Origin of the sequence: Urechidicola vernalis, assembly GCF_031846385.1 — a bacterium.
GTDB classification, from domain to species: Bacteria; Bacteroidota; Bacteroidia; order Flavobacteriales; family Flavobacteriaceae; genus Urechidicola; species Urechidicola vernalis.
This window is the reverse complement of record NZ_JAVRHV010000002.1, coordinates 255,788-268,279: the sequence shown is the minus strand read 5'-3', so window position 1 is coordinate 268,279 and position 12,492 is coordinate 255,788. Positions and strand designations below refer to the sequence as shown.

Below are 12,492 nucleotides of genomic sequence, written 5' to 3'. Positions count from 1 at the left end.
TTTCTAATTTTTTATTTCGTTTATTTTTTCATAAGATTTAACCAAGCCTCTTATTAACGCACTACTCATTCCTTGATGTTCCATTTCATTCAATCCAGAAATAGTGCAACCCATTGGCGTTGTTACTTTATCAATTTCTTGCTCAGGGTGGCTGGTTTCTGATTTAACTAATAAGCTTGCTGCACCTAAAGCTGTTTGCATCGCTAATTCTTGTGCTTCAGCAGCATCGAAACCTAGTTGAACAGCACCTTGAGATGTGGCTCTAATTAATCGCATCCAAAAAGCAATACCGCTAGCACAAATTACAGTTGCCGCTTGCATTAAGTCTTCTTCTATATAAAGTGTTTTACCTAAAGAATTGAATATTTGTTTACCGCAATTAATATTCTCTTGACCTAATTTATTAGCGCTTAAACATGTCATAGATTGAGAAACTGAAATAGCTGTATTTGGCATACTTCTTATAATCGGATATTCCTTACCAATTAAGTTTTCTATATGTTCAATATTTCTGCCAGTAACAGCAGATACTATGCAATGCTGTTTTGGATCTAATACAGGTTTTATAGATTCAACCACATTATCAAATTGACCAGGTTGAACAGCCAAGATAATAACATTTGAATTTTTGACAGCCTCAAGATTATCCGAAGTAATTGTAACATTTGGAATATGTTCAAAAAGACTTAAGGTAGAAGTGTTTCTTTTGCTAAGGTATAGCGATTCAACATCTATGTCGCTTTGTCCTACAATTCCTAGTGCAATTGAGTAGCCTAAATTTCCTACTCCGATTATAGCAATTTTCATAATGTTTGGTTTTTATTAGTTTTTAGAAATAAGTTGATTTTAGATTTAGTCCAAGGTTTTCTTCTAAACCATAAATGAGATTCATATTTTGAACCGCTTGTCCAGAAGCACCTTTAAGTAAATTGTCTATAGCGCTAGTAATTAATAGTTTGTTATTGTGTTTATGTAAATGAATAAAGCAATTATTGGTGTTTACAACTTGCTTTAAATGAACAGGGTTTTTACTTAAATGGGTATACGGAGCATCTTCATAAAATTTTTCATATAAAGCATATGCCTCTTCAAGTGTGCCTTCAAAATCTGTGTAAATAGAGGCAAAAATTCCTCTACTAAAATTTCCTCTGTTAGGAATGAATATTAAGTCTTTATCAAATCCGTTTTGTAAAGATTCTAAAGTCTCTCCAATTTCTCCTAAATGTTGATGGGTAAATACTTTATAGGTAGAAAAATTATTATCTCTCCAAGCAAAATGAGTAGTAGCGCCAGGTGAAACTCCGGCTCCAGTTGCTCCAGTTGTAGCATTAATATGAACATCAGTATTTAAAACGCCTTCTTTAGCCAATGGTATTAGGGCAAGTTGAATTGCAGTTGCAAAACAACCTGGATTTGCAATATTTGATGCTTTTTCAATTGCATCTTTATTTAATTCTGGTAAACCGTACACAAACTCTTTACCTTCAAAATTTGCGTCATTGTTTAATCTAAAATCATTACTTAAATCAATGATTCTAGTATTTACTGAAAACAAATTATTTTGTAAAAAGACGGTCGAATTTCCGTGCCCCAAGCATAGAAAAATCACGTCTACATCCGAGTTTATTTCACTTGAAAACGATTGTTCGGTCTGCCCAACTAAATCCTGATGGACTGCATATATTTTGTTTCCTGCATTCGAAGTTGAATACACAAAATCAATCTCCACAGCCGGATGGTGTATCAATAATCTGATTAATTCACCTGCTGTATAACCAGCTCCTCCAATAATTCCTGCTTTTAACATGGTTTACTTATTTACGTGGTTAAATATTTTTCCAGAGTTCGATAAGATTTTAATGAACCCTTTCGCTTCATCAGCCGTCCAGCCTTTATTCATCTCACCATAACTTCCAAAAGAAGCATTCATCAAGTCGTTGTCAGATTCAATTCCTTCAACAATAAATCTATATGGGTACAAACTCACAATAACATCACCTGTTACTTGTTTTTGAGTGTCTTCTAAAAACACTTCAATATTCCGCATCACTTCATCTAAATACTGACCTTCGTGTAACATCATTCCGTACCAGTTACCCAACTGCTCTTTCCAATGTTGTTGCCATTTGGTTTGAGTATGTTTTTCTAAGGTGTGATGTGCTTTGATAATTACCAAGGATGCGGCAGCTTCAAAACCGACCCTTCCTTTAATCCCTATAATGGTATCACCAACGTGCATGTCTCTACCAATTGCAAATTTAGAGGCGATTTCTTCTAACTTTATGATATTGTTTACTGAAGTATCTTTTTCACCATTTAAAGCTACCAACTGTCCTTTGTCAAAAGACAATACAACTTTTTCAGTACCTTCTTTTTCTAATTGACTTGGATATGCTTCTTCGGGTAATGTTAAATTAGATGTTAAGGTTTCATCACCACCAACACTAGTTCCCCAAAGCCCTTTGTTAATTGAATATTTTGCTTTTTCCCAAGGTAAATTTAACCCGTTGTCTTTTAAATAGTTGATTGAGTATTCTCTTGATAATTTGTTGTCTCTAATCGGTGTAATGATTTCAATTTCTGGCGCTAAAGTTTGAAATATTAAGTCGAATCTTACCTGATCATTCCCTGCACCTGTAGAACCATGTGCAATGTATTCTGCATCAATACTTTTTGCATAATTCACAATTTCAATTGCTTGTACAATTCTTTCAGCACTAACAGATAATGGATAGGTGTTGTTTTTTAATACGTTCCCATAAATAAGGTACTTTACAACATTGCTGTAAAAGGTTTCAACAGCGTCTATAGATAAGTAGGATGTTGCTCCTAATTGAATCGCTCTTTCTTCAATATTTTTGATTTCATCTTTTGAAAAACCACCGGTATTTACACTTACAGCATGAACATCATACCCTTCTTCTTTTGATAAATATTTTGCGCAATATGAGGTATCTAATCCTCCGCTATATGCTAAAACTAATTTCTTGCCCATCTTATTTTTTGCCTTTTTTCAAGGACTTTTTTAAAAACAATGCTTGTTTAATATTCTTTAAACGCGTCCATACTTTTTTATCGTACGGATGTTTATGGATTTCTTTTTGTAAAATTTCTTCTTTTTTTGGATTGTACAGCATGCCCGTACATAAGCACATTTTTTGTTCTTTTAATTTAAGAATTTCATAATTGGTACAGGTTTGACATCCGGCCCAAAACTTTTTGTCATCTGTTAATTCTGAAAATGGAACAGGTTTGTATCCCAATTCAGAGTTAATTTTCATAACAGCCAATCCAGTTGTGATCCCAAATATTTTTGCTTCGGGAAATTTTTCTAGTGAATAGTCAAAAATCTTTTTTTTGATTTTTTTAGCTAAACCTCTATTCCTAAAATCAGGGTGAACAATTAAACCAGAATGAGCTACATACTTACCGTGGTCCCACTTTTCTATATAGCAAAATCCAGCAAATTTATCTCCTTCAACAGCAATAACCGCATTGTTGTTCTCTAGTTTTGCAGTAATATACTCAACGGTTCTTCTTGCAATTCCGGTTCCTCTTTGTGAGGCAGAATTCTCAATGGTGTCGCAAATATCTTGTGCGAATCTAATATGTGATATATCAGCAATTACAATTTTCATTGTAAATTATGATTAAATTATAAAAAATTTGAAATGTGTCTTTGTCTTGAAAGCGGAATTGGACTCACCTAATTCCATGAAATAGAATAACCCTTACGGGCGGCGACGTAAGCGAGGGAAAAATGTACGTGTATGTGTGTTTTCTACTTCCACGTGGCAAACCTACAACTATATTTTAATATGTAAAACTATTTTCAATAAAAATTACATATTGTTAAGGATAATTTAACAATACATAAAAATCAATAAAATAATCATATTTATGTTTGGAGGTAATAAAATAGGTTTTATATTTGCAACGTAAAAATTAATAAGAATGAATTTTAATCGCAGACATCATCATCATTTTATCCTTACTATTCAGGTGAGTTAGTGATGTTGTGGATTAAAATCTAAAAAAATATCAAAACCCGTCTGAATCATTCAGGCGGGTTTTTTATTTCAATCTGTTTAATGGTTCGGTCATAATTAAAAAGAAAATGAATAAATTAAAAATCGCGGTTCAGAAATCAGGAAGACTCAATACAGATTCAATGCAATTGTTGAAGAATTGTGGAATTTCTATTGAGAATGGAAAAGATCAATTAAAGGCAGATGCAAGAAATTTTCCTCTAGAAGTGCTGTATTTGAGAAATGGAGATATTCCTCAGTATTTGAGGGATGGAGTCGTTGATATTGCCATCGTTGGAGAAAACACATTGATTGAAAAAGGTTCGGATTTACCGATAATTGAGAAACTTGGTTTTTCTAAATGCAAGGTTTCTATTGCCGTTCCTAAAGAAGTATCATACAATGGTATTTCAGACTTAAGAGGAAAGAAAATAGCCACTTCTTACCCGAACACGGTGCAAAAGTATTTTGAAAGTAAAGGTGAAACTGCAGATATACATGTTATTAATGGATCGGTTGAGATTGCTCCTAATATAGGATTGGCAAACGCCATTGTTGATATTGTTTCTAGTGGTAGTACATTATTTAAAAACAACTTAAAAGAAGTAGAGGTGATGTTGAAATCTGAAGCTGTTTTAACATCTTCCCCATCATTGTCGTCAGAGAAGCAAACAATTTTAGATAAACTACAATTTAGAATTCAATCTGTTCTAAAAGGAAGAGAATCTAAGTATGTTTTAATGAATGTTCCAAATGATAAAGTGGATGAAATTATAAAAACCTTACCCGGAATGAAAAGTCCGACTGTTTTACCCTTAGCAGAAAAAGGATGGAGTTCTGTACACACGGTAATTGCGAAAGACCGTTTTTGGGAAGTAATTGATGAGTTGAAATTGAAAGGGGCTGAAGGAATTTTAGTGTGTCCAATCGAAAAAATGGTCTTGTAATTATGAAACTAATTGCAAATCCATTAAGAGAATCATGGTCTGAAATATTGAAAAGACCAACTTTAGATAAATTGGATTTAGATGCCTTAGTTCAAGGGGTATTTGATGCTGTGAAATCTGAAGGAGATAAAGCGGTTATCGAATATACTGAGAAGTTTGATAAAGTCTCGTTAACCAATATATCTGTTTCTGAGTCTGAAATATCTGAAGGTGTCGCCTTAGTTTCTGATGAATTAAAAGATGCCATTCAATTGGCTAAAAAAAATATTGAAACATTTCATTCTTCTCAAAAAATAGAAAAGAAACTCATTGAAACAGCACCAGGAGTAGAATGCTGGCAAGAATCTAGAGGAATAGAAAAAGTAGGAATTTATATTCCGGGCGGGTCTGCTCCATTATTTTCTACCGTTTTGATGTTGGCAGTTCCTGCTAAATTAGGCGGGTGTCAAGAAGTTGTGTTGTGCTCACCACCAAACAAAGAAGGGAAATTACATCCAGCAATTTTGTATGCTGCTAAACTTTGTGGAGTTACCAAGATATTTAAAGTTGGAGGAATTCAGGCAATTGGAGCAATGACCTTTGGAACCGAATCTGTGCCGAATGTATATAAAATATTTGGCCCTGGAAATCAGTTTGTAACTGCGGCTAAACAAGTGGCACTTTCAAAAGGAATAGCGATAGATATGCCTGCTGGTCCATCTGAATTATTGGTGCTTGCAGATGAGACTGCCAATGCTACTTTTGTGGCTTCCGATTTGTTGTCTCAAGCAGAACACGGAGCAGATAGCCAAGTGATATGTGTGTCTAATTCTGAGTCGTTTTTACAAGAAGTTTCAGAAGAAGTTGTGAAGCAATTGTTGGTTTTACCTAGAAAAGAAATTGCAGAAAAGGCCATTGAAAATTCTAAGTCAATCTTGTTAAGAGATAAGGAAGATATTATTGATTTGATTAACGAATATGGACCTGAGCACTTTATTTTGGCAGTTGACAATGAAGATTTTTATTTAAATAATATTGTAAATGCAGGTTCTGTGTTCATTGGGAATTACACACCAGAAAGTGCAGGAGATTATGCGAGTGGTACAAACCATACATTGCCAACTGATGGTTTTTCAAAATCGTATAGCGGTGTAAATTTAGATGCTTTTGTAAAGAAAATCACCTTTCAAAGAATATCGAAAAAAGGGATTAAGAATATTGGGAACGCTATTGAATTGATGGCGGACGCAGAAGGGTTGCAAGCACATAAAACCGCAGTAACGTTAAGGTTGAATGAATTAAAAGAAGATGAAGGTGGAATTTGATTTAAATAAAATTGTTCGGTCAAACGTTGCTAAATTAAAGGCTTATTCTTCAGCACGTGATGAGTTTGAAGAGGCTACTGCTAACATGGTTTTTTTAGATGCCAATGAGAATCCGTTTCAAAATGGTGTAAACAGATACCCCGATCCTAAACAGCAATCTGTAAAGCAGTTGCTATCAAAAATTAAAGATGTTCCTACAAATCAAATCTTGTTAGGAAATGGAAGCGATGAAGTGTTAGATTTAATTTTCAGGGCCTTTTGCGAGCCTAAGCAAGACAATGTTGTTTTGCTACCTCCAACCTATGGCATGTATGGCGTATTGGCTGGTTTGAATGATGTGACTACTAAAGAAGTTTTACTTTCTGATAAATTTGATATTAGAGTACAAGAAACATTAGATATTGTTGATGATAATTCTAAGTTGTTGTTTCTATGTTCGCCAAATAACCCGTCAGGAAATTCATTTTCATCTGTAAAAATTGAACGGATTATAAAGTCTTTTAACGGAATAGTAGTTGTTGATGAGGCTTATATTGATTTTTCATCTGATGAAAGTTGGTCTAAAAGATTGAATGATTTTCCAAATTTAATCGTTACCCAAACCTTATCAAAAGCATATGGAATGGCGGGAATTAGACTTGGAATTTGTTATGCCTCACCAGAAATAATTGAAATTTTAAATCGTATCAAGCCACCATATAATGTAAACGAATTAACGCAACAGAAAGCAAAGGAGCGATTGATGAAGTTTGATGAAGTTCAAACAGAAATTCGATCAATATTGGCGGAGCGCATTCGGTTAGAAAAGCAATTAGAAGCTATTTCATTTATTACTAAAATATTTACCTCAGATGCTAATTTTCTGCTGGTAAAAGTTGATAATGCGAATGAACGTTATAATGAATTGATTGCAAAAGGAATTGTAATTAGAAATAGAACCACGCAACCGTTGTGTGAAAACACCTTGCGTTTGACAATTGGTACGAGAACGGAAAATAATAAATTAATAGAAGCACTTAAAGAATTGGATAATGACTAAACGTAAAGTACTTTTTATAGATAGAGATGGCACCATGATTAAGGAGCCTGCAGATGAACAAACAGATTCATTTGAAAAATTAGAATTTTACCCAAAGGCTTTGGCCTACTTGCCTAAGATTGCAAAAGATCTTGACTTTGAATTGGTCATGGTTACCAATCAAGATGGTTTAGGTACAGAGGTATACCCTGAAGATACTTTTTGGCCTATCCATAATTTTATCATGAAAACTTATGAGGGAGAAGGAGTCGTTTTTGATGAAGTGATTATTGATAAAACTTTTGCCAAAGACAATCAGCCTACTCGCAAACCAAATACGGGTTTATTGACGCAATATTTTACGGAAGAATATGATATGGAAAATTCGTTTGTAATTGGAGACCGATTAACAGATATAGAATTGGCCAAGAACCTGGGTGCTAAAGGAATTTTCATCAATGACGAGACAAACTTTGGAACCGATGAAATAACTGTAAAGCGTGAAGAGTTAGACGCTTTTATTGCTTTAGAGAGCAATGATTGGGAGGCGATATACCAGTTTTTAAAATTAGAAGATCGCGTTGCCGAAATTTCTAGAAAGACAAATGAAACCGATATCTATATCAAATTAAATCTTGATGGAACTGGTAAGAGTGAAATTAGTACTGGTATAGCCTTTTTTGATCATATGTTAGATCAAATAGCGCGTCATGGTGCTATGGATTTAACAATTAAGGTAGATGGAGATTTAGAGGTTGATGAACACCACACCATAGAAGATACGGCTATTGCTTTAGGCGAAGTTTTTGCAAATGCATTGGGAAATAAATTAGGTATTGAGCGTTACGGTTTTTGTCTGCCAATGGATGATTGTTTAGCACAAGTGGCTATCGATTTTGGAGGTAGAAATTGGTTGGTATGGGAAGCAGATTTTAAAAGAGAAATGGTTGGTAAAATGCCAACAGAAATGTTTTTACATTTCTTTAAATCATTTACAGATGGCGCTAGGGCAAATTTAAATATAAAAGCCGAAGGTCAAAACGAGCATCACAAAATTGAGGCTATTTTTAAGGCCTTTGCAAAAGCAATAAAAGTGGCGGTAAAAAGAGATGTAGATAAAATGATTTTACCATCAACAAAAGGAATGTTATAATAATTACGAATTATGAATTGCAAAATTGAGAGAAATAGAATGACTGAAATATTCGTAATTCCCAAATAATAATTTGAAATTGAATATGAAGATTGTAATTATAGATTACGGTGCAGGGAATGTAAAATCTGTTCAGTTTGCCTTAGAGCGATTAGGTTATGAGGCAATTTGTTCGAATGATGCTGAGGTTATACAATCGGCTGATAAGGTGATTTTTCCTGGAGTAGGAGAGGCCTCTAGTGCTATGATAGAAATTAGAGGGCAAGGTCTAGATAAATTGATTCCATCTTTAAAACAACCGGTTTTAGGTATTTGTTTAGGAATGCAGTTGATGTGTCAATTTTCAGAAGAGAATAATACAGACTGTTTGGGAATATTTCCGGTGGATGTCTTGAAGTTTAATGATGAATTAAAGGTGCCTCAAATTGGTTGGAATGTAATTAATAATTTGAAAGGGGATTTATTTCAAGGCATTCATGAAGATGAATATGTGTACTATGTTCATAGTTACTATGTACCAGTTAATGAGAATGCAATTGCCTTAACAGATTATGGTTTGCAATATGCAGGTGCAATTCAAAAAGATAATTTTTATGCATGTCAGTTTCACCCAGAAAAGAGTAGTAGTATAGGAGAACAAATTCTAAAGAATTTTATTGAATTATGAGAATTATACCAGCCATAGATATTATTGAAGGACAATGTGTAAGATTGTCTAAAGGAGATTATGCTACCAAAAAAGTGTACAATCAAAACCCTTTAGAAGTTGCTAAAGAATTTGAAGATCATGGAATTGAATATTTGCATTTAGTCGATTTAGACGGCGCAAAAGCAAGTCATATAGTAAATTACAAAGTACTAGAAAGCATTGCTTCTAAAACAAATTTGAAAATTGATTTTGGGGGTGGTTTAAAATCTGATGAAGATTTAAAAATTGCATTTGAAAGTGGAGCCAACCAAATTACAGGTGGCAGTATTGCGGTTAAAAATCCAACCATTTTTGAAAGTTGGTTGGAGAAATATGGTTCTGATAAAATAATTTTAGGGGCAGATGCCAATAATGAAAAAATAGCCGTTGGTGGTTGGTTAGAAGAATCAGATTTGGAGTTGATTCCGTTTGTTCAAGATTATCAGAAAAAAGGAGTTGAAAATGTAATTTGTACAGATATTTCTAAAGACGGAATGCTTCAAGGACCATCTTTTGAATTGTATAAAAGAATGCTTTCGGAAATTGTAGGAATAAAATTAATTGCGTCTGGAGGTATTTCGACTTTTGATGAATTACCTGCTTTAGCCGAGTTAGGATGCGAAGGAACCATTATTGGAAAGGCAATTTATGAAGGAAGAATTCAGTTAAAACAATTGGAACAATTTATTTTAAATCAGAGTTAGAATGGTGACCAAAAGAATTATTCCATGTTTAGATATTAAAGACGGAAGAACTGTTAAAGGTGTAAATTTTGTAGGACTTCGCGATGCGGGAGACCCAGTTGAGTTGGCCGATAGATATTCTAAAGAAGGAGCCGACGAATTGGTTTTTTTAGATATTACAGCAACCAAAGATAAGCGTAAAACCATGATAGATATGGTTGAAAAAGTGGCACGTAAAGTCAATATTCCGTTTACCGTGGGTGGTGGAATTTCATCAGTAGATGATGTGAATGCGCTGTTGCGAGCAGGAGCAGATAAAGTCTCTATTAATTCTTCAGCCGTTAAGAATCCGCAACTAATAAATGATTTGGCAAACAAGTTCGGGAGTCAATGTGTTGTGTTGGCTGTAGATGCTAAAAACATAAATGGCGAGTGGAAGATCTTTTTAGTTGGAGGTCGTGTTGAAACGGAATTGAATTTATTTGATTGGGTTAAAGAAGGTGTAGATAGAGGAGCAGGAGAGATTCTGTTTACATCTATGAACAATGATGGTACCAAAGATGGTTTTGCAAATGACGCGCTAAAGAAATTAAGTGAAATAGTAAATGTTCCTATTATTGCAAGTGGAGGTGCAGGTACTGTTCAACATTTTGTTGATACCTTTAAAGAAGGGCAAGCAGATGCTGCATTAGCAGCGAGTGTTTTTCACTTTAAAGAAATAGAAATTGTAGATTTGAAGAATGCCTTGGCAGAAGAAGGTTTAAAAGTTAGGTTATAATGAACATAAATTTCGATAAGACAACAGGCATAGTTCCGGCGATAATTCAAGATGCGCGAACTAAAAACGTGCTGATGCTTGGGTATATGAACCAAGAAGCGTTTGATAAAACCGTTGCAACAAATAAGGTTACTTTTTTTAGCAGAAGCAAACAACGGCTGTGGACAAAAGGAGAAGAAAGCGGTAACTTTCTGGAATTGGTGAGTTTAAAAAACGACTGCGATGAAGATACCTTATTAATTCAAGTACAACCACACGGGCCAACTTGCCATAAAGGAACGGATACCTGTTGGAAACAAGAAAATGCACAAGATTATGGTTTCTTAACTACTTTAGAAAACACCATTGCAGAACGTGTTGCGAATAAAGATGTTCAAAAATCATATGTAGCAAGTTTGTTTTCAAAAGGAATAAATAAAGTTGCGCAGAAAGTGGGAGAAGAAGCGGTTGAAACTGTAATTGAAGCACTTGATAGTAATGATGAGTTGTTCTTATACGAATCCGCTGATTTACTATTCCATTATTTAATGTTATTACAAGCAAAAGGTTATCGATTGGAAGATATAGTTCAAGAATTAAAATCTAGACAGAAGTAATGAATAGAATTCCAGAGAATACGCCTTCATATGAATTTGCAGTTACTGTAAATGCAGAACATATCGATTATTTAAATCATGTAAACAATGTGGTTTACCTCACTTGGGTGAATGTTGCTGCGGAAAAGCATTGGGAGATTTTATCGAATGATGAGATTAATGCCAAGTATGTTTGGATTTGTATTCGTCATGAAATAGACTACAAAGGAGAAGCGTTTTTAGATGATGAATTAACCGTTAGAACTTGGGTAGGAAAAACGCACGGCGTTAAATCTGTACGTCATGTTCAAGTTGTGAAGAACGGAAAAGTCATTGCAGAAACAGCATCTACTTGGTGTTTGGTAGATGCTAAAACTCAAAAGCCTACTCGAATAAGGGAAGACGTTTTAAGTTTATTAAAATAAATTAATTAGTTAGATGCCAGTTTTGAGTTTTTAAATGTTTTATAAGTTCATGTTGTGCGTCATCAACTATTAAGTCAATATCGAAACTTAAATTATTCTTTCCTTTATCTAAAATGATTTCATCGTACGGCACAAATAATTTAATATCGTTAAATACACTCTCATCATAATCCGGGTTTAATTTTTTCTCATCATAATTATAATCAAATTTTGCATAATGATTTGGAATTTCAAATTGCCCTGATGCGCGATTCTTAACTCGCACTGTTAATGCAAGTGGTTTACTTTTTAATCCTTTTACGGTCATATTTATCGATAGTTCTACACCTTTTTTATTATTGTTGTTATAGGAGTCATATGATGCGTTAAGGCTAAAATTAGTGATGCTTATATGGTCATTATGTGGGTCAAATTCATCAGCGTCATCTTTGTATATTTTAATTTTTTCAAAGCTCCAACAGTTTGAACCGTAACAATCTTTTTCAACAACTCCAGAAATATTATCTAAATTATTTACTTTTTCAAAATATAATTTGAACATCACAGATTCTCCACCCATAAATTTACGAGTCCCAAATCCGTTATAACCTGGTCCGTTCCAGCCTGCCTGTTTAACAAGAGCATGCACACTACCGTTTTTAGTTTTTAAAATATATGGACTTTTTCCTCCAGGCTTGTGCAAAGTTCCTGTGTAGTCATCAACCATAAATCCGCTAAATACTACTACAGTATAATCGGATGTGTTATAAATACTTTTTAAATAAAACTTATCTGTAGACGATTGATCAGAATATGCGGTGTTTTGACAAGTGCCGTGCGCAAAAACAAAAAGAGAAAGAATTAAAACAATTTTCTTCATAATAAAGGGTTAATTTTTGTATCGTAAATTTAAG

14 protein-coding genes are annotated in these 12,492 nt (G+C 33.9%); 9 read left to right on the top strand and 5 right to left on the bottom strand.

Translation table 11 applies throughout. The features are described 5' to 3' along the window. Nucleotides 1–3: 3 nt before the first annotated feature. Genes proC through RM519_RS06435 form a run of 4 tightly spaced genes read right to left on the bottom strand, consistent with a single transcriptional unit; the run spans nt 4 to nt 3,638 of the window. Nucleotides 4–807, bottom strand: a complete 804-nt coding sequence (proC, locus tag RM519_RS06450; RefSeq protein WP_311592830.1) for a pyrroline-5-carboxylate reductase — start codon at nt 805–807, stop codon at nt 4–6. Between the two features lie 22 nt (nt 808–829). Beyond that, nucleotides 830–1,807, bottom strand: coding sequence for an N-acetyl-gamma-glutamyl-phosphate reductase (gene argC, locus RM519_RS06445; RefSeq protein WP_311592829.1), 978 nt, complete (start codon nt 1,805–1,807; stop codon nt 830–832). Between the two features lie 3 nt (nt 1,808–1,810). Next, nucleotides 1,811–2,995, bottom strand: a complete 1,185-nt coding sequence (argG, locus tag RM519_RS06440) for an argininosuccinate synthase (protein WP_311592828.1) — start codon at nt 2,993–2,995, stop codon at nt 1,811–1,813. 1 nt (nt 2,996) lies between these two features. Further along, entirely contained in the window at nt 2,997–3,638 is a 642-nt protein-coding gene (locus tag RM519_RS06435) for a GNAT family N-acetyltransferase (protein ID WP_311592826.1), read from the bottom strand. Nucleotides 3,639–4,117: 479 nt separating this feature from the next. Here RM519_RS06435 and hisG point away from each other — a divergent pair, with 479 nt between their 5' ends. From hisG to RM519_RS06390, 9 genes are all read left to right on the top strand, one after another. Beyond that, nucleotides 4,118–4,975, top strand: a complete 858-nt coding sequence (gene hisG / locus RM519_RS06430; RefSeq protein ID WP_311592824.1) for an ATP phosphoribosyltransferase — start codon at nt 4,118–4,120, stop codon at nt 4,973–4,975. Between the two features lie 2 nt (nt 4,976–4,977). Next, nucleotides 4,978–6,279 (top strand): histidinol dehydrogenase, encoded by a 1,302-nt coding sequence (gene hisD / locus RM519_RS06425; RefSeq protein WP_311592823.1) that lies wholly within the window; start codon nt 4,978–4,980, stop codon nt 6,277–6,279. After that, nucleotides 6,263–7,318, top strand: coding sequence for a histidinol-phosphate transaminase (gene hisC / locus RM519_RS06420; RefSeq protein WP_311592822.1), 1,056 nt, complete (start codon nt 6,263–6,265; stop codon nt 7,316–7,318). The genes hisD and hisC overlap by 17 nt, the downstream gene beginning before the upstream one ends. After that, nucleotides 7,311–8,450: a bifunctional histidinol-phosphatase/imidazoleglycerol-phosphate dehydratase HisB gene (gene hisB, locus RM519_RS06415; protein WP_311592821.1), complete on the top strand. Its 1,140-nt coding sequence runs from the start codon at nt 7,311–7,313 to the stop codon at nt 8,448–8,450. The genes hisC and hisB overlap by 8 nt, the downstream gene beginning before the upstream one ends. A gap of 85 nt (nt 8,451–8,535) precedes the next feature. Further along, nucleotides 8,536–9,117 (top strand): imidazole glycerol phosphate synthase subunit HisH, encoded by a 582-nt coding sequence (gene hisH / locus RM519_RS06410; protein WP_311592820.1) that lies wholly within the window; start codon nt 8,536–8,538, stop codon nt 9,115–9,117. After that, nucleotides 9,114–9,842 (top strand): 1-(5-phosphoribosyl)-5-[(5-phosphoribosylamino)methylideneamino]imidazole-4-carboxamide isomerase, encoded by a 729-nt coding sequence (gene hisA / locus RM519_RS06405; protein WP_311592819.1) that lies wholly within the window; start codon nt 9,114–9,116, stop codon nt 9,840–9,842. Before hisH ends, hisA begins: the two co-directional genes overlap by 4 nt. Nucleotide 9,843: 1 nt before the next feature. Further along, entirely contained in the window at nt 9,844–10,599 is a 756-nt protein-coding gene (hisF, locus tag RM519_RS06400; protein ID WP_311592818.1) for an imidazole glycerol phosphate synthase subunit HisF, read from the top strand. Further along, on the top strand, nt 10,599–11,195 hold the full coding sequence (hisIE, locus tag RM519_RS06395) for a bifunctional phosphoribosyl-AMP cyclohydrolase/phosphoribosyl-ATP diphosphatase HisIE (protein WP_311592817.1): 597 nt from the start codon (nt 10,599–10,601) through the stop codon (nt 11,193–11,195). Before hisF ends, hisIE begins: the two co-directional genes overlap by 1 nt. Next, nucleotides 11,195–11,599: an acyl-CoA thioesterase gene (locus tag RM519_RS06390; RefSeq protein ID WP_311592816.1), complete on the top strand. Its 405-nt coding sequence runs from the start codon at nt 11,195–11,197 to the stop codon at nt 11,597–11,599. Before hisIE ends, RM519_RS06390 begins: the two co-directional genes overlap by 1 nt. Before the next feature lies 1 nt (nt 11,600). On the opposite strand, the gene RM519_RS06385 is transcribed toward RM519_RS06390, so the two are convergent. Continuing rightward, entirely contained in the window at nt 11,601–12,458 is an 858-nt protein-coding gene (locus RM519_RS06385) for a hypothetical protein (RefSeq protein ID WP_311592815.1), read from the bottom strand. Between the last annotated feature and the right edge of the window lie 34 nt (nt 12,459–12,492).